Annotated in this window: 20 protein-coding genes and 1 tRNA gene; 2 read left to right on the top strand and 19 right to left on the bottom strand. The window is 42.8% G+C overall.

Translation table 11 applies throughout. From position 1 onward, the window contains the following. The 14 genes from lpxA to ACSSU7_RS03170 form a co-directional block, all read right to left on the bottom strand. Complete coding sequence (gene lpxA, locus ACSSU7_RS03235; RefSeq protein WP_492517290.1) at positions 1-783, bottom strand: acyl-ACP--UDP-N-acetylglucosamine O-acyltransferase; 783 nt, start codon at positions 781-783, stop codon at positions 1-3. A gap of 47 nt (positions 784-830) precedes the next feature. Further along, entirely contained in the window at positions 831-1,301 is a 471-nt protein-coding gene (gene fabZ / locus ACSSU7_RS03230) for a 3-hydroxyacyl-ACP dehydratase FabZ (RefSeq protein WP_015832098.1), read from the bottom strand. 58 nt (positions 1,302-1,359) lie between these two features. Further along, entirely contained in the window at positions 1,360-2,394 is a 1,035-nt protein-coding gene (gene lpxD / locus ACSSU7_RS03225; protein ID WP_492517289.1) for a UDP-3-O-(3-hydroxymyristoyl)glucosamine N-acyltransferase, read from the bottom strand. 37 nt (positions 2,395-2,431) lie between these two features. After that, the gene (locus ACSSU7_RS03220) at positions 2,432-2,935 is read right to left on the bottom strand and encodes an OmpH/Skp family outer membrane protein (protein ID WP_331019180.1); all 504 of its coding nucleotides are present in this window, start codon (positions 2,933-2,935) and stop codon (positions 2,432-2,434) included. Between the two features lie 109 nt (positions 2,936-3,044). Next, the gene (gene bamA, locus ACSSU7_RS03215) at positions 3,045-5,324 is read right to left on the bottom strand and encodes an outer membrane protein assembly factor BamA (RefSeq protein ID WP_492517809.1); all 2,280 of its coding nucleotides are present in this window, start codon (positions 5,322-5,324) and stop codon (positions 3,045-3,047) included. Positions 5,325-5,373: 49 nt separating this feature from the next. Continuing rightward, positions 5,374-6,741 (bottom strand): RIP metalloprotease RseP, encoded by a 1,368-nt coding sequence (gene rseP / locus ACSSU7_RS03210; RefSeq protein WP_492517288.1) that lies wholly within the window; start codon positions 6,739-6,741, stop codon positions 5,374-5,376. A 36-nt stretch (positions 6,742-6,777) separates the two neighbouring features. Further along, a complete protein-coding gene (gene ispC, locus ACSSU7_RS03205; RefSeq protein WP_492517287.1) occupies positions 6,778-8,016 on the bottom strand; it encodes a 1-deoxy-D-xylulose-5-phosphate reductoisomerase in 1,239 nt (412 codons plus the stop codon). Further along, a complete protein-coding gene (locus ACSSU7_RS03200; RefSeq protein WP_492517286.1) occupies positions 8,009-8,833 on the bottom strand; it encodes a phosphatidate cytidylyltransferase in 825 nt (274 codons plus the stop codon). Before ACSSU7_RS03200 ends, ispC begins: the two co-directional genes overlap by 8 nt. Before the next feature lie 36 nt (positions 8,834-8,869). Beyond that, entirely contained in the window at positions 8,870-9,628 is a 759-nt protein-coding gene (uppS, locus tag ACSSU7_RS03195) for an undecaprenyl pyrophosphate synthase (protein WP_492517285.1), read from the bottom strand. A 71-nt stretch (positions 9,629-9,699) separates the two neighbouring features. After that, positions 9,700-10,257 carry a ribosome recycling factor gene (gene frr, locus ACSSU7_RS03190; protein ID WP_492517284.1) on the bottom strand — a complete coding sequence of 186 codons (558 nt, stop codon included), beginning with the start codon at positions 10,255-10,257 and terminating at the stop codon, positions 9,700-9,702. Between the two features lie 134 nt (positions 10,258-10,391). Beyond that, positions 10,392-11,108, bottom strand: coding sequence for a UMP kinase (pyrH, locus tag ACSSU7_RS03185; protein ID WP_135277080.1), 717 nt, complete (start codon positions 11,106-11,108; stop codon positions 10,392-10,394). Positions 11,109-11,278: 170 nt separating this feature from the next. Continuing rightward, entirely contained in the window at positions 11,279-12,154 is an 876-nt protein-coding gene (tsf, locus tag ACSSU7_RS03180; RefSeq protein WP_492517283.1) for a translation elongation factor Ts, read from the bottom strand. A gap of 127 nt (positions 12,155-12,281) precedes the next feature. Beyond that, a complete protein-coding gene (gene rpsB / locus ACSSU7_RS03175; RefSeq protein WP_135277078.1) occupies positions 12,282-13,019 on the bottom strand; it encodes a 30S ribosomal protein S2 in 738 nt (245 codons plus the stop codon). Between the two features lie 195 nt (positions 13,020-13,214). Then, positions 13,215-14,057 carry an HDOD domain-containing protein gene (locus ACSSU7_RS03170; RefSeq protein WP_492517282.1) on the bottom strand — a complete coding sequence of 281 codons (843 nt, stop codon included), beginning with the start codon at positions 14,055-14,057 and terminating at the stop codon, positions 13,215-13,217. Between the two features lie 209 nt (positions 14,058-14,266). On the opposite strand from ACSSU7_RS03170, the gene map reads away from it, so the two are divergent. Further along, the gene (map, locus tag ACSSU7_RS03165) at positions 14,267-15,082 is read left to right on the top strand and encodes a type I methionyl aminopeptidase (RefSeq protein ID WP_492517281.1); all 816 of its coding nucleotides are present in this window, start codon (positions 14,267-14,269) and stop codon (positions 15,080-15,082) included. A 31-nt stretch (positions 15,083-15,113) separates the two neighbouring features. Further along, on the top strand, positions 15,114-17,732 hold the full coding sequence (locus ACSSU7_RS03160; protein WP_492517280.1) for a [protein-PII] uridylyltransferase: 2,619 nt from the start codon (positions 15,114-15,116) through the stop codon (positions 17,730-17,732). Positions 17,733-17,747: 15 nt separating this feature from the next. On the opposite strand, the gene ACSSU7_RS03155 is transcribed toward ACSSU7_RS03160, so the two are convergent. From ACSSU7_RS03155 to ACSSU7_RS03135, 5 genes are all read right to left on the bottom strand, one after another. Beyond that, positions 17,748-18,020 (bottom strand): cupin domain-containing protein, encoded by a 273-nt coding sequence (locus tag ACSSU7_RS03155; RefSeq protein ID WP_492517279.1) that lies wholly within the window; start codon positions 18,018-18,020, stop codon positions 17,748-17,750. 74 nt (positions 18,021-18,094) lie between these two features. Next, the gene (locus ACSSU7_RS03150) at positions 18,095-18,373 is read right to left on the bottom strand and encodes a cupin domain-containing protein (RefSeq protein WP_015832114.1); all 279 of its coding nucleotides are present in this window, start codon (positions 18,371-18,373) and stop codon (positions 18,095-18,097) included. A gap of 83 nt (positions 18,374-18,456) precedes the next feature. Then, a tRNA-Ser gene (locus tag ACSSU7_RS03145) sits at positions 18,457-18,546 on the bottom strand. 46 nt (positions 18,547-18,592) lie between these two features. Beyond that, the gene (gene def / locus ACSSU7_RS03140; RefSeq protein ID WP_492517278.1) at positions 18,593-19,138 is read right to left on the bottom strand and encodes a peptide deformylase; all 546 of its coding nucleotides are present in this window, start codon (positions 19,136-19,138) and stop codon (positions 18,593-18,595) included. 61 nt (positions 19,139-19,199) lie between these two features. Continuing rightward, positions 19,200-19,949, bottom strand: a complete 750-nt coding sequence (locus ACSSU7_RS03135) for an S-methyl-5'-thioinosine phosphorylase (RefSeq protein WP_492517277.1) — start codon at positions 19,947-19,949, stop codon at positions 19,200-19,202. Positions 19,950-20,093 lie beyond the last annotated feature (144 nt).

The following is a 20,093-nucleotide window of genomic DNA, read 5'->3' as shown; positions in this document are numbered from 1 at the left end:
TTAACGGACAATGCCGCGAGTAGATACATTCAGAAAATCAGTCAAAAGCCCGATCTCTGGTGTTTTTGATAACATGGCTTCTAGCTCCACTTTAGCCTCTTCTAAAGTTAAGCCTTTGCGATAAAGCGTTTTATATGCTCGTTTAATCTGCAAAATACTCTCAGGTGAAAAACCACGGCGCTTGAGGCCTTCAGAGTTAATGCCGTGGGGTTTTGCATCGTAACCAGCCGCCGTCACATAGGGTGGGATGTCTTTAAATACCACAGAACCTACTGCTGTAATGACATGTGAGCCAATTTTGCAGAACTGATGCACCAAGGTGAAGCCACCTAAGATCGCATAGTCATCCATATCCACGTGACCAGCAAGCGATGAGTTGTTCGCTAAAATGGTATGGTTACCAACCTGGCAGTCATGTGCAATATGCACGTAGGCCATAATCCAGTTATCGTTACCGATTTTAGTCGTGCCCTTATCTTGCACCGTACCGCGGTTAAAAGTGCAAAACTCGCGAATAGTATTGTTATCGCCAATCTCCAGCAGAGTTGGCTCACCTTTATACTTCTTATCCTGCGGCGCCTCACCTAGTGATGAGTACTGAAAAATCTGGTTATTTTTGCCAATAGTGGTTGGGCCATTAATTGCAACATGGCTAGCAACGCGTGTGCCTGCATCAATTTTTACATGCGGCCCAATCACAGAATATGCCCCTACTTCAACGCTGGAATCCAGTTCTGCTGAGGCATCAATGATGGCGGTTGGATGAATTTTTGCAGTATGCATTTTGACTTCACTTATTCTTTGTATGCGATATGGTGCTTATTAATAGCTTATTTTTCAATTGCTTTTAATATGCACATCATTTGCGCTTCAGCCACAACGGTACCATCTACAGTGGCAACGCCTGAGTATTTCCAAATACCTTTTAGAATGCGGTCAATTTTTACATTTAGTACAATTTGATCACCTGGCGATACCGGCTTTTTAAAGCGTGCGCTATCAATGCCTGCAAAGTAATATACAGAATCATCGGTAGGTTTAGTGTCCATGGTCTTGAACGACAATATCGCAGCAGCTTGTGCCATAGCCTCAACAATCAAAACGCCAGGCATTACTGGGTGATATGGGAAGTGTCCAGGAAAGTAAGGCTCATTCACACTGACATTTTTAATGGCTGTGATTTCCTTACCTAACTCCAGAGATAGCACGCGATCAACCAATACAAATGGATAACGATGCGGCAAATGCTCTAAAATTTCATGAATATCCATACTAGTAGTAGCGGTTGCATTATTAGTCATATTAATCTCGGTTTACTTCTTTTAAAGAGTTTTATTGTTAATCTGTGAAATCTGCCAATTACTTTATTTTTAACAAAGCAATTTCATTTTCAAGTTGTTTAATTCTTGCCGCAAAATCATCTAAGTGACGAATCTTTGCCGCTGTGTTTAGCCATGCTTTATGTGTTTGAAAAGGCATGAGTGCAGTGTATGTATCAGCCGTCATCAAGGAGCGCGTAATCATGCTACCAGATGAAACCGTGACATGATCGGCTATCTCCAAATGCCCGAGTATCATGGCTGCACCACCTATTTTACAGTGCTTGCCTATACGTGCGCTACCTGCCACTCCAACGCAACCTGCAATCGCAGTATGCGCACCGATGACACAGTTATGCCCAATTTGAATTAAGTTATCGAGCTTAACGCCCTCTTCTATAATGGTGTCATCAATCGCACCGCGGTCAATCGTAGTATTCGCACCAATATCTACATTAGCATGAATAACCACGCGCCCTACTTGCGGTATTTTAAGCCATTTACCAGCTTCTTCAGCATAGCCAAATCCATCAGAGCCAATAATCACGCCTGAAAATATATGGCAGTTCTCACCAATCTCGCAATGGTGTTTAATCACGACATTAGGTTCTAAGCGCGTTCTTGCTGCGATCTTCACGTCATTTTCAATCACGCAGCCACTAGTGATAACCACATGCTCACCTAGCGTAACATTTTCCCCAATAACAACTAGTGGGCCAATACTACAAGAGGCTGGGATTTGAGCCGACGAGTGGATGACGGCAGTTTCATGCACGCCAGTAGGCACGACGGCTAACGGATTTAGAAAGGCGGATAGTTTTGCAAAGTACGAATAAGGGTTATCAACGATAATCTTTGGTTGTGTCGTGAGGCTGGCATGTGCTTCTTTCATGATAAAAGCACTAGCGTTACTTGCAGCCAGTGCTTTTTGATACTTACCATCATTAAAGAAGCTAATAGAGCCTGCTTGTGCATTGGCAATAGAAGATACCCTACTGATTAAAACACTGCCATCACCTACAACATGACCACCTAGCGCATTAACAATATCGTTAAGTGAATATTGCTGACCCATACTTAGCTCGAAAATATAACGTTATCAAACAAACTGCTTATTTCTTACCAAGCAATTTTAATACTTTGTCTGTAATGTCAATTTTTTTACTAGCGTAAGCAACACCGCTGTACACCACTAAATCATAACCTTCAGCTTCAGATACTGATTGAACTGCTTTGTTGATACGGTCTTGCAAAGACCCTAGTTCTTCATTTTTACGTAAGTTGATATCTTCACGTAACTCACGTTGTTTACGTTGGAATTCAATTTTAATATTTTGTGCATCGCGCTCTTTAGTGCGACGCTCAGATTCAGAAAGCGTTAAGCCTTCTTTGTCTAACACTGTTTCAATATCTTTAATCTGTTTAGCCATACGCTCAAGCTCTTGTGAGCGAGGGCTAAATTCTTTTTCTAATTTCTTACCGCTCTCAGCTGTTTGTGGAGCATCTTGCAGGATTTTATCCACTTGTACATAACCAACTTTTAATTCAGCTGATTGAGCACTTGCTGCGAATGTGATTAAACTTGCAACTAATAAACTTTTTAAAAACTGACTCAATTAATTTCTCCTAACGCTGTACTGCACATGTGTGCATCATTATGCCATAAGACAACTAATCGAATAAGCGGCTAGTGCCCTTATTCGATATAATTATGTATAAATCTCTCTAGAACTGTTGACCCAGCTGGAACTGAATGGTCTGCGTATTATCACCAGACTTACTATTTAATGGCTTAGCAAACACTAATTTCAACGGACCAAACGGCGATACCCAGCTTAAACCTAAGCCAGTTGAATAACGCAACTCACCAAAATCATAAGAATCATTAACACCAAACACATTACCGGCATCCGCAAATGCACTCATTCTGAATTGTTTCGAGTCTTTTAAGCCAGGAATTGGAATATACAACTCGGCATTACCCAACATACGTTTTGTGCCACCTAAAGCAAAATCGTTACCGGTTGTAGAGTCGATACCACGTGGCCCCAATGAACCATTGGTATAACCTCTGACAGAGTTTACGCCACCCATATAAAAGTTTTTAAAGAATGGATAGTTTTTATTGCCGTATGAGTCAGCATAGCCAATCTCACCGTTTAACATCAAGGTGTAGCCAGTAAACAATTCTTTAAACCATGCATGCTTATAGTCAATTTTGTAGTACTCTAAATCAAGTACTGGGATAGAAACTTCTCCAGACAGTCTTTGCAATACACCTTTGGTGGTAAACATGATGCTATCTCTAGAGTCATGTGTCCAGCCTGCGCTTGCGACAATAGAGTTACTGGTACAACCGCTCGCTTTTTCGCAGAAGTCTTTATATTGCTGCGGGCTTTGAGAGGTCAAGTCCACTGATGTGAAGTCAGCAGCAAGGCCAAAGTTAATACCATCACGCTCATTTAATGGGATACCAAATCTAACGCCGCCACCATATGATGAGGTGTTGTAAGTACCAATGTTTAGCGAACTGGTATTAACATCACGACGATATAAGTCGATACCGCGACTTACGCCATCAGGTGTGAAATAAGGGTCGGTGTAAGAAAGCGAGTAAGTCGTATTAACTTTACCAGTATTCACCTGCGCGCTGACACGGTTACCCGTACCTAGGAAGTTGTTTTGATTGACAGTAATACCGAAAACCACACCTTCGTTACTAGACAAACCCGCACCAAACTGCACGCTACCCGTAGATTTTTCTGTCACGCTAATATTCAAATCAACCTGATCAGCAGTACCAGCTACGGCGGGGGTTTCTACATTGACGTCAGAGAAAAAGTCGGTACGTGTAATACGCTCTTTTGAGCGGTTAATTTTATTAGACGCATACCAGGCAGATTCCAGTTGACGCACTTCACGACGAATTACTTCATCGCGGGTACGTGTGTTGCCTACCACATTGATGCGTCTTACATATACGCGTTTGCCTGGGTCAACAAAAAAGGTAAATGCAGCGGTGTGTTTTTCTTTGTTGATATCCGGTACTGGATTCACATTTGAGAATGCATAACCATCATTACTTAATCTGTCACTAATCGCTTTGCTCGTTTGTGTCACTTTTTCACGGCTGAACGTATCTCCCGCCTGTACTTGAATCAATTGACGCAGCTCATCTTCAGGCACCAAGGTTTCACCGGCTAACTTCACCTCTGAAATGGTGTATTTTTCGCCTTCAGTAATATTGATGGTGATGTAGATGTCTTTTTTATCCGGGGTAATTGAAACCTGCGTTGAGTCAATATTAAACTCAAGATAGCCTTGGTTCATGTAAAACGAGCGTAAGGTTTCTAAATCGGCATTTAACTTTTGTTTGGAGTATTGGTCATCTTTATTCCACCAACTCATCCAATTGGGTGTTGTTAGTAAAAACTGTGCTCGAAGATCTTCAATGGTATAGGCTTTGTTACCAACGATATTAATATCGCGAATTTTAGAAACAGCACCCTCTTCAATATCAAAACGTACGGCCACACGATTGCGCTCTAATGGCGTCACTACAGTTTTTACAGTAGCGCCATATTTACCTTGCGATAAATATTGTCGTTTAATTTCCTGCTCTGCGCGGTCTAGTTGTGACTTATCAAAGATTTGACTCTCAGCAATACCAACTTGCTTTAGGCCCTCTTTCATTTTGTCCGTTGGGAATGACTTATTACCGCTGAACTCAATTTGCGCAATGGCGGCACGCTCCTGCACAGTGACAATCAGCACATCATTTTCCGCTTCAATACGTACATCTTTGAAAAAACCGGTGCTATATAGAGATTTAATGGCTTGTGATGCAAGATCATCGTCCATAATCTCGCCAACTTTAACAGGTAAATGGCTAAACACAGTACCAGCTTCTGTTCTCTGAATACCTTCTACTCGAATATCTTTAACTTGAAATGGTTCAAGTGCCATTACTGAACCAGCATATAAGCTAGATACCAGCAACAGCATAGATTTAAGTTTTAATTTAGGGTGTTTCAAATTTTGAATTGCCATTCAATCAGCCTGTTATTAATCTATTTATATCGTTATAAAACGCTAAAACCATCATAAATGTGAGAATCAGCACGCCTATTCTTTGTCCTACATTCATGACGGCTTCAGATACAGGGCGCCCTGTAAAAAATTCAACCATATAATACATGAAATGCCCACCATCTAATATGGGAATCGGTAAGAGATTGAGCACGCCGATGCTAATACTGATCAGCGCAAGGAAGCCTATAAAGGCTTTAACACCCATATTTGCACTTTGCCCTGCATAACTGGCAATAGTAACAGGGCCACTCATGCCCTTCCAAGATACATTACCTAGCACCATATTACCGAGCATCTTCAAGCTAAATGTAGCGGTATCCCATGTTTTCTCTACCGCTTTTAACAATGCACTAGGAGCTGAATAATGCGTTGTGATGAATAATTTGTCTAACTCACTCTGTGGCGTATTAAAGCCAGCACCAATACGGCCTATTTTTTCGCCTTTTTCCTCAATCGCTTCAGGTGTGACATTAAGCTTAATTGGCTGACCGTTACGTTGCACCACTAATGTCATCGGCACTTCAGGATGCGCTCTAACTTCTTTAACGAAGGCTTCCCAATCACTTACGTTTACTTGGTTGAGCTCCAGCACTAAATCTTTAGTTTTTAATCCTGCTTTCTCTGCAGGGCTGCCTGCAGCCACCTCTCCAATTTCAGCTGGGATGACAGGCATTGCAACCACAAATCCGATTTTTTCCAATACGTCTTGTTTCTCATCCTCTAGATTAATGTTTGATACATTGAGATGGTAAGACTTGATTTCATTTTGTGGATTAACCGTTTGCACTTCAATAGCAGTCTTTTTGAGCGACTCCTTTAACAACACCCAACGCGCATCTTGCCAGCTAACTACGCTTTGCTGATTGATGTTTTGAATAACTTCACCAGCTTGTAGGTTCTGCTGAGCTGCAGGGCTGTTTTCTACTAGCTTACCGACGACTGGTTTGATTCCGACAACACCAGCCATGAATAAAACCCAGTACAGAAAGATTGCAAGTAACAAGTTGGCAAATGGTCCAGCTAATACGATAGCCATACGTTTGCCTACACTCTGCCTATTTAGCGCGCGCGACATCTCCTGATCGCTAGTCTGCGATGCCTCAGATAGTGGCCCCTCCCCGAGCATTTTCACGTATCCACCTAGTGGAATCGCTGCAATCACATATTCGGTTTGATCTTTACCAAACTTTCTACTCCAGAGTGGCTGACCAAAGCCGATAGAAAATTTAAGCACCTTTACACCACACCACCTAGCAACTTGAAAGTGGCCATACTCGTGCACAGTGACCACAATGCCTATAGTCAGTATAAAAGCGAGGGTTGTTAGCATAGGGTCAGTTTATGTAGATTAAAATGCAACATGTGCTTAATGGGTGCCTGCTGAGCTGGTTAACCAATGTTTTGCAACGCGCCTAGCAGTGGCATCCACATCAACCAACTGCGGTATTGAAATCACCGCTTCGATATTAGATTTGCTCAATACAGACTCAATGAGTGCTGGTATCTCCATAAACCCAATTTGGTCGGCAAGAAACGCTTCAACCGCAACTTCATTTGCTGCATTGAGGATGGCAGGTGCGGTACCGCCTGCATCCAAGGCTTCATAAGCCAAGCGTAAACAAGGGAACATGGTTTGGTCTGGCGCACAGAAATCTAGCCGCCCAATTTTCAACAAATCTAAACTACTTACACCACTCACTAAGCGGTCCGGATAACCTAAACCATAAGCAATTGGCGTGCGCATATCCGGATTACCTAACTGGGCCAGTACGCTACCGTCGTTATATTCAACCATAGAGTGTATAACGCTTTGCGGATGTACAACCACCTCAATCTGTGCAGAGGTTGCATTGAATAACCAATGCGCCTCAATCACCTCTAACCCTTTATTCATCATAGTGGCAGAGTCAATGGTGATTTTTGGTCCCATCACCCAATTTGGATGATTCAAGGCTTGCGCACGTGTTACGTTGCGCAACTGTTCTATACTGGCATTGCGAAATGGGCCACCTGAGGCCGTAAGCAAAATGCGCTTCACCCCCATGTCTGCTAATACTCTAGTGCGTTGATATGGCATGACTTGGAAAATCGCATTATGCTCACTATCGATAGGAAGCAAAGTTGCGCCACCATCAATCACGGCTTGCATAAACAAGTTGCCTGCCATGACTAAGGTTTCTTTGTTGGCCAATAAAATACGTTTACCGGCTCTTGCCGCTGCCATCGCAGGGTGCAAGCCAGCTGCACCTACAATTGCAGCCATGACTACGTCAACGTCCTGATGCGATGCAACCTCACTGAGTGCATCCTCCCCTTGCAGTACCGTTGTTGCAACCCCTGCATCTTTAAGTTGGGTTTCCAAGTTTAAAGCTGCTACTGGAGACAGCAAGACAGCATAGCGGGGGTTATATTTTACACACAACTCAAATAGGCCTTGTGCATTGGTGCTGGCTGTCAACGCAAACACCCCAAAACGCTCTGGATGTTGGCTAATCACATCTAAAGTTTGTGTTCCGATTGTACCGGTTGCGCCAAGTATCGTTACCTGCTGTATCTTATTTTGTGTGTTTAAATCCACACTTTCAACTGACGACACACTAACCATGCACATTAAACCCCGAGAAATGTAAAAGAGAAATAGCGAGCAATATCATTGGCAATGTTGGAATAAATCCATCAATCCTGTCTAAAATACCACCATGCCCTGGTAGCAACTGACCACTATCTTTTAATCCAGCTTGGCGCTTCATTAAAGATTCAACCAAATCACCCATCACGCTAAATAAAACCACTAGCCACAGGGCTACAACTAACCAAAGGCTGATTTGCTGATAATAACAAAGAAGAGCACCGTAAACAGTCACTGCCGCAAGCGCGCCCAACACACCCTCCCATGTTTTTCCTGGGCTAATATTGGGCGCTAATTTATGTCGGCCAAAGCGTTTACCAGCAAAATATGCTGCACTATCCGCCAAGCTTACTGTTGCTATTACGCCAATTAACAGCCATGGGTTGATTGTATGCAGCCCTACTAACGCGACCCATGTGGCACTAATCAGCAGAACCCCTAAAACTCCCATCATGAAGCGGTGTTGACAAGCTTTACGCTGACTTAGCCATAAAGGCGCCATCACAACCCAAAACAATGCAGAAAGGCTTAATAGGCTCAGTTCAAGGTCGGTTTGATATGATGCGAGTGCTGTATATTGTAGCGATAGTATGCAAACACCTGTAAGCGCTGTAAGCGCCACATAGGCGAAAGATTGTGTACGGCTAAGTTTAATAAGATGCGTCCACTCAGTGACAGCAAGTAGCGATATCCCAAGCGTCACTATCGCCCATACTTGTTTAGAGGCTAAAAATACAGTCAATAATAGACCTGTAACCAACAATATTGCGGTAATCACTCGGGTTCTTAGCATTTTTATATCATTTAGTAATTAGAGTTTGAGTGAGCTTTAACGAGTTGGCTCTGAAAGTTGTTCGCTAGTGCGTCCAAAACGGCGCTCACGTTGCTGATAAGATTGAATCGCCGCGTTAAACGCAGCTTCATTGAAGTCTGGCCACAGTGTATCGGTAAAATAGAGCTCAGTGTAAGCCAATTGCCACAAAAGAAAATTGCTAATGCGTTTTTCACCACCAGTGCGTATGAATAAGTCAGGCTCTGGCGCATAGCTCATTGATAAATAAGGCGTGAGGTGGGTTTCATCGTAAGCACCAGCTAGTTCAGGCTCGGCCTTTTGCATTTTATTGACGGCCTGTAGTACATCCCAGCGTCCCCCGTAGTTTGCAGCAATCGTTAATACCAAACCTGTGTTGTTCGCAGTCAACTGTTCTGATGCTTCAATCTTTTCAATCAGGCCAGTATCAAAACGGCTGCGGTCACCGATCATGATGAGCTTAATGTTGTTTTGGTGTAGCTTAGTGACTTCACGTTTAAGCGCCTCCATGAACAGTGACATCAAGAAAGAAACCTCTTCAGGTGGGCGACGCCAGTTTTCACTGCTAAACGCAAATAAAGTGAGGTACCCCACTTTAAGCTCTATACATTGCTTCACTATGTCACGAACAGTCTCTACGCCACGCTTATGGCCGGCGATTCGGGGTAAAAAGCGCTTTCGCGCCCAACGCCCATTACCATCCATAATGACTGCGACATGCTTAGGCACCTCTGCAACCGGAGGTACGCGTTGTGTAGCACTTGAGAATAAAGCCAATTAATGCCCCAAGACTAAGTGCATAAAGAAAGTGCTATTAAAGCGTGCCAATGTACTCACCATTTTTACGATTAAACCGCCATTAAATCTGTTTCTTTGACCTGCAGCATCTTATCAACTTCGGCAACTGCTTTATCTGTTGATTTCTGCACATCATCTTGTGCACGACGCTCGTCATCTTCAGAAATCGCTTTATCTTTCACTAGTTTTTTAAGAGCATCATTCGCATCGCGACGCACATTGCGTATAGCTACCTTGGCACTTTCGCCTTCTGTACGCACGATTTTTGTTAAATCACGGCGACGCTCTTCCGTAAGCATTGGCATAGGCACACGAATCAAATCGCCATTAGTTGCTGGATTCAAACCTAAGTCACTGTCACGAATCGCTTTTTCTACTTTAGCAATCATGTTTTTTTCATATGGCTGTACATTGATAGTACGCGCATCACCCAAGTTAACGTTAGCAACTTGGTTCACCGCAACCATTGAGCCGTAATACTCAACCATTACGTGATCTAACAAACCAACATGCGCACGGCCAGTACGCACTTTAGCTAAGTCATTTTTTAATGACTCTAATGACTTTTGCATTTTTAGATCGGCATTTTTTTTCACATCTTCTAACATTTATTTCTCCAACGCAGCTTAATGCTTCAAACTGATTTATTTGTTAACTTTTACTCTATATTTAGAATAGAACAATATTACATTCATAGAAAAGTCATATGCCCTATGCATTAGCACATATGGCAATACGTATATTATGGCAAGACCATCGTGCCTTCATCTTCACCCATCACCACTTTTTTCAAGGCACCTTGTTTAAAGATGCTAAATACAGAGATAGGTAACTTCTGATCGCGACATAAGGTCAATGCTGTCGCATCCATCACTTTCAGGTTCTTGGAAATAGCCTCATCAAAACTAATGGTTTTGTAGCGCATCGCTTCTGGGTTAGTTTTAGGATCGTCTGTGTACACACCATCAACTTTAGTGGCTTTAATCACGATTTCAGCATTAATCTCCATGCCACGTAGCGCAGCTGCAGTATCTGTCGTGAAGAATGGGTTGCCGGTACCTGCGCCAAAAATCACAACGCGTCCTTCTTCTAAGTAACGAATAGCTTTACCGCGTATATACGGCTCTGCTACTTGCTCAATGCTCAATGCTGATTGCACGCGCGCATTGAGACCAATATTTTTCATTGCATCTTGTAATGCCATCGCGTTCATTACAGTCGCTAACATACCCATGTAGTCAGCGGTTGCTCTATCCATGCCTTCCGCTGCTGGTGCTACGCCACGAAAGATATTGCCACCACCGATAACGACTGCAACTTGCACGCCTAAATCCACTACTTCTTTGACTTCACTCACAATTCTGGTAATGGTCGCGCGGTTAATGCCATAAGCATCATCGCCCATTAAGGCCTCGCCAGAAAGTTTAAGTAAAATGCGCTTATAAGCTGGTGCAGACACGAGGACTCCTCAAATTTTAAGTTTGCTTATTTAAGCATAAAATAACGGTCTTAGGCACAAAAATAACCCGCAGAAACGCAAATTGAATGCTTATTTTTATTAAAAAAAAATGGACTAAGCAATTTGCTTAATCCATTTTAATTTTCAAAGGCTGCTAGCCTTATCATTCATTACACTTTAGCTGCTGCTGCAACCTCTGCTGCGTAATCAACAACAGCTTTCTCAATACCTTCACCAACTGTGTACATTGTGAATGAAGCGATAGTTGCGCCTTTAGATTTAAGCAATTGCTCAATCGTGAATTTGTCATCTTTAACAAAAACTTGGCTTAACAGTGTCACTTCTTTCAAGAATTTTTGCACAGTACCATCTGCAATTTTTTCTAACATCGCTTCAGGCTTACCTGCTTCTTTAGCTTTTTCAATTGCAACGCGGCGCTCAGCTTCAATCAAACTTGCATCAATACCTGAAGCATCCAATGATTTTGGTTTTGCTGCAGCAATGTGCATTGCAACATCTTTAGCTAAAGCATCATCACCACCAACGATATCCACTAAAACACCGATACGGCTGCCGTGAACGTAGCTTGTAAGTTTGCCTTGAACAGCTGGGCGAACAAAGCGACGTGGTGTGATGTTTTCACCAATTTTACCTACTAATTGTGCACGTGTTTCTTCTGCAGTTGAACCGCCCATAGCAAGTGCACCAACTTCAGCAATGTCACTTGCGCCACTAGCAGCAATAACGCCAGCTAATTCATTTACGAATTTCAAGAAGTCTTCATTTTTAGCACAGAAGTCTGTTTCAGAGTTAACTTCAACCATCGCGCCAGTTTTACCATCAGCACTAATGCTAATACCAACAGTACCTTCAGCAGCAACACGGCCAGCAGCTTTGCTTGCTTTGTTACCAAAACGTACACGCAAGATTTCTTCAGCGCGTGTCATATCGCCTTCAGCTTCAGTTAACGCTTTTTTACAGTCCATCATCGGCGCATCTGTGCGCTCACGTAATTCCTTTACCATACCTGCGGTAATTTCAGCCATTTTAAGCTCCTTAATATTCACATATTGCATTGAAAATGCAAATTAACAGTTTGATTTAATTATATTTTTATATTTAAATTGTCAAAATTAAAAAGGGGCCTTAAGCCCCTTTTGTAAGCAGAGTTAATTACTCTGCAGCTGATTCAGCTACTTCTTCGCTAGCTGATTTAACAATTTCAGTAATTACTGAGCTACGACCTTCCAATACCGCATCAGCGATACCACGTGCATACAAACGAATTGCACGGCTAGAGTCATCGTTACCAGGAATTACATAAGCAACGCCGTCAGGTGAGTTGTTTGTATCAACAACACCGATAACTGGGATGCCTAATTTAGCAGCTTCAGTAATTGCACCGCTTTCGTGGCCAACGTCAATAATGAAAATAGCGTCAGGTAGGCCGCCCATTTCTTTAATGCCGCCGATAGAACGCTCTAGTTTTTCAACTTCACGTTTGTAGCCTAGCGCTTCTTTTTTACCGAATTTTTCCAAGCTACCGTCTTGCAACATAACTTCAAAATCTTGCAGGCGTTTGATAGATTGTTTAACTGTTTTAAAGTTAGTTAGCATACCGCCTAACCAACGGTGGTTTACATAAGCACAACCTGCACGAGTCGCTTCTTCTTTAACGATATCACGTGCTTGGCGTTTAGTACCTACGAATAAAATACGGCCCTTGTTTGCAGCCAATGTACGCACATGTTTAAGTGCATCTTCAAACATTGGTAATGTTTTTTCAAGGTTTACAATATGAATTTTGTTGCGGTCACCGAAAATGAACGGTGCCATTTTTGGGTTCCAGTAACGAGTTTGATGGCCGAAGTGAACTCCAGCTTCCAGCATTTGACGCATGGTTACAGACATGTTAAATCTCTCTTCTAAAGGGTTATTAATTCACACAACACCAGAAACACCCAGATTAAAACCCAAGCACCCTAGAATGGGTTGTGTGTAAATTAGCCACTCACCAAATTAATGACGAATGTTTTTGCAAGAAAATGCAAAGGCGGAATAATAACACCAAGTGACTGAGTTTGCTAGGCTTTACCACACATTATTTTAAGATTGTTGCGCATTAGGCACACCCACTACCCGCATTACCGTATCTACATCTAAGCGAAGCAGCTCGGATATGTCGCTGTAATCATCAGGCAGTGCCGCGTCATCCCAACCATTAGCCGAATGCCTTGCCAAATTCACTGCAAGCGTAACATTTCTGACTCGTTGCTCACTGGATGCGCCATCTTGCATCAGCTTACCGAGTAATGGCGGCAGTTGAAAAACCTCTACCAGTTGAACTTGTAGGTCATGTAATACAAAACCTAACACTTCCTGCTGCACAGTCTTGCTGCGTAAGGTTTTGTCAGCAGTTTGCATGGTATGAATAAGATTCATTTTTTCTGGGATATAGCACCACATCAGCATTTCTGATAAATCATGCAGCAGCGCGGCGATAAGCACCTCTTCCGCATGCAAGTCATTTAAGTGTGCAGCCCAATTAACGGCAAAATTGGCAGCCCTATGTGCTCGTTTAATCAGCTTCAGTAGCTGCATTAACGCTGTTAAGTTGGTTTTTAACGCATCCTCCACCAGCGGCACAGGAGGAATGTTTCTAAAAAAAGTACCGGTACCCATCATCATAATGGCCTGCTCAACCTGAGCAAGGTCTTGCAACTGGCTACGTGACTTATGCTTTTGAGCGTAACTAAGTACTTTAAAGACCATCATCGGGTCATTAAGCACTACACTTGTGATTGCGCGGGCGCTAAGATTGTCTTCATCCTCTTGCAGGCGCCCAATCTCACGTGCGGTTTGCTTGAGTACTGGGATTTCTGCAGTTCTCAAAAAGTTTACCCATGCATTTAAATCTCTTGCTGCCAAGTCTACGGGTATCGCTGCCATGTACCAATCTCCTTTTTTCTTGGCTATATTACATCTTACATTTTCAATCTGAAACAAAATCTATAAAAAATCAAAGATCATCATGATTGACCTATTAATACATTGAGCCACTTGCTGGAAGGTACGCGCTGCAAAATTGTAGGTGACGCCTCAAAAACAGATGGATATGCTATGATAAAATGACATATTAGCAATCCTCAATAAAACTCATGGCAATCTCAATTAAAAATCAACACGATATCGAAAAAATGCGTATCGCAGGCCGACTAGCCTCTGAAGTGCTGGATTTCATCACGCCTCACGTAGTGCATGGTGTAACAACAGAAGCGTTAGACAAACTCTGCCATGACTATATCGTTGATGTGCAAAAAGCAATTCCCGCACCATTAAATTACGCACCGGATGGACACAAACCATACCCAAAATCAATTTGCACATCTATTAACCAGCAGATTTGCCATGGTGTTCCTAGCGACAAAGTGCTAAAAAATGGCGATATCGTTAATATTGATATCACCGTAATCAAAGATGGCTACCATGGCGACACTAGCCGTATGTTTTATGTAGGTGAAGCCTCAATACAAGCAAAGCGTTTGTGTGAAATCACATATCAGGCAATGTGGCTAGGCATTAATAAAGTGAAGCCTGGTGCAACGTTAGGTGATATTGGGTTTGCCATACAAACGTTTGCCGAAAAAAGCGGTTACAGCGTTGTGCGCGAATTTTGTGGCCACGGGATCGGTACTGTGTTTCATGAAGAGCCTCAAGTGCTACATTACGGCCGACCTGGAGCTGGGCTTAAGTTACAAGCTGGTATGATGTTTACGATTGAGCCTATGATTAATGCAGGAAAGCGCGATATTAAGCAAATGCCTGACGGCTGGACTATCGTGACTAAAGATCGTAGTCTATCTGCACAGTGGGAACACACCATTTTAGTCACAGATACGGGCTATGAGGTAATGACACTGTCCGCAGGCTCGCCGCCTCCGCCAGCTTTTATCACCAACTCATCAAGTACTTAATGCCAGACTTATAAATTAACGATGGTGCAGCATGCAACTAGATAAGAATATAGAACCCATCGAAATTTCAAAAGAAAGAATTGCTTTTTTACGCACCTCCTTAAAAAAGCAATTCCTAGCATTAAAAGAAGATTTTAACTGCCAACCCAACACTACCCGCTTATTTAAACAGCATTGTAAATTTATTGACCAGCTGCTCGTAGAGCTATGGTCTGATTTACATATTGATCAGGGCTGCTGCCTGATTGCCGTTGGCGGTTACGGCCGAGGCGAGCTATTCCCCTACTCTGATATTGACCTGCTGGTTTTGATACCAGCTGAACCTCATGAAAATCGCGCGCTCAATCAAAGCATTGAAAACCTGATTGGACTCATGTGGGACTTAGGACTTAATATTGGGCACAGTGTACGGAACTTAGAAGAATGCATCAGTGAGGCGCAAAAAGATATTACAGTGCAAACCAATGTACTGGAGTCGCGCTTGCTCACAGGCAACGGTGCTATCTATCAAGAATTTCAGGCAAGTATCGCCAAAAATCTAAGCCCGATTGACTTCTTGAAAGCAAAGTTAAAAGAGCAGGAACTGCGCCACTCAAAATTTAATGATACGGCTTACAATCTGGAGCCCAATCTCAAAGAAAGCCCCGGCGGCCTGCGTGATTTGCACATGATTATTTGGATAGCTCGTAGCTTACAAGTTAAAAATCAGCAATATGCAGCCGGCAATATCTGGACCTCTTTAGCAAAAGATCAAATCATTTCAGTGACGGAAGCTAGGCGGATTCGTCACCACGAAAAAAAGCTACAGCTACTGCGTACCCATTTACACTTTTTAAGCAGCCGCCGTGAGGATCGCCTGCTATTTGATTTCCAGAATGATCTCGCAGCAATATTACACTATACCAACACACCGCGCAGACGTGCGAGTGAGCAGCTTATGCAAAGCTACTACCGAAGTGTAAAGTTTATTGAGCTCATGAACGAGATTGTGCTCAAACTGCTAGAAGAAATTATTGTTGCCACACCGCCTGCCATTCGCGTTATTAATGATAAGTTTGAGGCGCGCAATGACTTACTGGAAGCCCGAACAGCAAACTTGTTGCAGAAAAATCCGTCTGCAATTTTTGAAGCATTTTTGCTGTTACAGCAGCATCCAGAGTTATCAGGGATGGGTGCCACACTGCTACGTACATTGCAGCGCGTAAAACCATTAGTGAATAAAGACTTTAGGCACAATGCCATCAATAAAAAAACTTTTATAGACATTTTGTCGCAACCTAGTGGCGTTAATCGCGCGCTACGTGCAATGAACCGATACGGAATATTAGGTAGCTACATTCCAGCTTTTGGGAAAATTGTTGGCCAGATGCAACATGATTTGTTTCATGTATATACGGTAGATGAACATATTTTAAATGTGTTAGCAAATTTACGACGCTTTGCCAAACCTGAACTTAAGCATGAGTTTCCGCTTTGTAGCCAAATATTTGCAGAGTTCGATGCGCCACATTTGCTTTATCTAGCCGCATTATTTCACGATATTGCCAAGGGACGCGGCGGCGACCACTCCGCTTTAGGCACAGTAGATGCCTTTAAATTTTGCAAGTTGCATCACTTGCCAAAAGCCGACTGCGCATTGGTTTCGTGGCTAGTAGAAGCGCATTTAAAAATGTCATCCGTTGCACAGAAAACCGACCTATCAGACCCCAGTGTGATTGAGTCATTTGCTGACTTTGTTGAAAATAAACGTAGGTTAAACGCACTATACTTACTTACTGTGGCCGATATCCGTGGCACCAGCCCTGTGGTATGGAACGCTTGGAAAGCCAGACTGCTGGAAAGCCTATACTCTGCAACTCATCATGCACTGTCAGCCCCGGGCTTCCATGCGAAACAAACCATACAGCGGCGCATTAAAGAAGCAGCGGATAAACTGAGCAGGTTTGGCTTAAGCAGCCACGCTTACGAGCCTCTATGGGTGCAATTTGGCGAGCACTATTTTGTACGGCACGAGAGTGATGAAATTGCCTGGCATAGCCGCTTATTAACGCCGCATCTCTACAGTGAAAACCCTATCGTACGTGCAAGGCTTAGCCCGCATGGTGACGGTATTCAGGTGATGATTTACATTAAAGATAAAAGTGACTTGTTTGCGAGAATCTGTAACTTTTTTGACCGCATGGGTTATGGTATTGTTGAGGCAAAAATCTTTACCACTCAACATGATTATGCACTAAACAGTTTTATTATTTTAGATCAGTCGGGCAAGTCTGTGAGTTACAGTGGTTTATTGAAGTTTATTGAGCTAGAGCTTGCCAATCAACTCGACGACCTCTATCAGCTAGAGTCACCACTTAAAGGTCGAGTAAGTCGCCAAGTGAAGCATATGCCGATTCAAGCACAGATCACCATCACCAAAGAGGCTGAAAATAACAACCACAAGCTAGAAATTATTGCTAATGACAGACCGGGCCTGCTCGCCACGCTAGCGCAACAGTTTTTAAAATACGATATCAAGCTGCACAATGCAAAAATTAACACGCTAGGCAATCGTGCCGAAGATACGTTCTTAATCTCAGCCCAAAATGGCGAGTGCCTTGATTTTAACCGGGTGCATGCATTGCAAATGGCTTTGCTGGATGAAATCTAATGCAAGGGATGCATCTTAGCCAAGCTGATAATGTTTTTTGAGCGACTTTTTCACGTGCCAAACACAAGATAATCCAGCAGGGAACGTCACCAAATCACCTACGGTAAAGCTCACGGGCTCGCCTTCTGATGGTTGTACCGTCACTTCACCTTCCAGAATGTAAGCGATTTCCTGCGTGCTAAAACGCCACGGGAACTGTGACACCTCTTTAGACCAAGTCGGCCAGCCTTTTACCCCCAAGGAAGCTAGCTGCTCTGCACTAGGTTTTTCTACGATGATTTTACTCATTTCAAACTCCTTAGCAATAAAAAAAGCCCCGACGAATCGAGGCTTTATTTTAAGCTTTATTCACTAAATTGCAATTATGAATGCTTGTAGTGTTTTTTCAATTGTTTAGTTACTTCCCAGTTAGATTTCAAACCTTTAGGGAACACAACGAAATCACCTGCTTTAATCACAACAGTTTCGCCACCTTGTGGTGTCACATGAATTTCACCTTCAAGTACGTATGCACTCTCAGTTGCTGAATCAAAGTTAAGTGGGAATTTAGAAGGCGCGCAATCCCAGATAGACCAGCTTGATACGCCTAATTGTTTCAATTTCTCTTCTGATGGGTTGTGATCTACGATGATTTGAGTCATGTTAATTCCTAGGATAATGTTTGATGATACTAACGTTAAAAAACAAAGCCGCTTAATTGTAAAGTTAAGCGGCTTAAAATTCTTGGCGGAAGAGGTGAGATTCGAACTCACGGTGGGCTCGCACCCACGACAGTTTTCAAGACTGTAGCATTAAACCGCTCTGCCACTCTTCCATCTAAATCGTTACTTGCGTTACGAGGTCAGCATTATAACAACAAATTAATCATCTTGAAAATCCTGATTTGGAAAAAAAACATCAGAATATCCAAAATCTTTTAAATTTGTTATCCGCATCGGATATAAAACACCATCTAAGTGATCACATTCATGCTGAACCACACGCGCATGAAAGCCGCTGACCAATCTATCAACTTTATTGCCGTACTGATCAAACCCTGTGTAATGCAATTTCAGATGACGCGGCACTATACCTCGCATTCCAGGAACTGACAAGCACCCTTCCCAATCATTTTCAATTTTATTGCCAATAAATGTTAATTCAGGGTTAATTAGCACAGTGTAAGGTACCGCATCAGCATCTGGATACCGAGGGTTGATAGCAGTAGATTCCTTTTGCCCAAAAATAACCACCCTCAGACTGACGCCAATTTGCGGCGCAGCTATGCCGGCTCCGTTCATATGTTGCATGGTATCTTCTAAATCTTGAATTAACGCATGCAACTCCGCTGTATCAAACTGTGCCACAGGTTCAGCTTTTGCCAGCAAGCATGGCTCGCCCATTCTTAATACAGTTTTAATTGCCATTTTTCACCTTAAATCTTATCCAAACCGAGCTATGATGCCTAATTAGATGCGCTTGAAGTAACTAGTGATGTCCATTTTGCTTGACCAGCTGCGCAATAATGTTTCGCACACGCACCATAGTGAGGTTTAAATTAGAGATCACTTCCTCGTATTTAATTTCATGTAAATTTTCACCTCGGCCAGCTGCATAATTTGCCACAGGGCAAATTGTTGCATAACCAATGCCTAGTTCACGTGCAAGCGCTGCTTCTGGCATCCCTGTCATACCTACAATGGTTGCCCCATCTCGCTCCAGACGGTTAATTTCTGCTGCTGTCTCGAGCCTAGGGCCTTGCGTAGCGGCATATACGCCGTGATCAACCACCTCTTCACCTACTGCGATGGCTGCTCTTTTCCATTTTTCACGTAAGTCTTGGCTGTAAGGTTCTGTAAAGTCGATATGCTTTACTGGGTTACTAATCCCATCATGAAAGGTTGTTTTTCTACCATAAGTGTAATCAATGATTTGATGCGGAATCACAATCTTTCCTGCTGATAAATCCGGATGAATGCCCCCTACTGTGGCAATCGCGGCAATTTCCGTCACGCCTTGCAAATGCAGGGCTGCGATATTGGCACGATAATTAACCTCATGCGGTGGAATCGTGTGCCCGTTACCATGACGTGCTAAGAAAATAACTTCACGCCCAGAAATCTCACCAAAAATAAGTGGTTGCGATGGCTCACCGTAAGGAGTTCGTACAATTAAACGTCTAGTAATATTTAAGTTGTCTAGTTGCGTTAGGCCTGTGCCACCAATAATTGCTAACATAATCGCTTTCTATATGAATACATTTTTATTCTAACAAAGCTTTAATTATTTTCTTAAAAAATTTACCACATTAGAAAAACAAATGTTCATTAGAAATACCAGCCTTTACCACCAAAAATGATTTATTTTTGTGGCATACTCACG

It is taken from the genome of Methylotenera sp. E1MeOHC1 (assembly GCF_058745595.1).
Note: the sequence above shows the minus strand (reverse complement) of the source record. Positions and strands in the feature narration are given on the sequence as shown.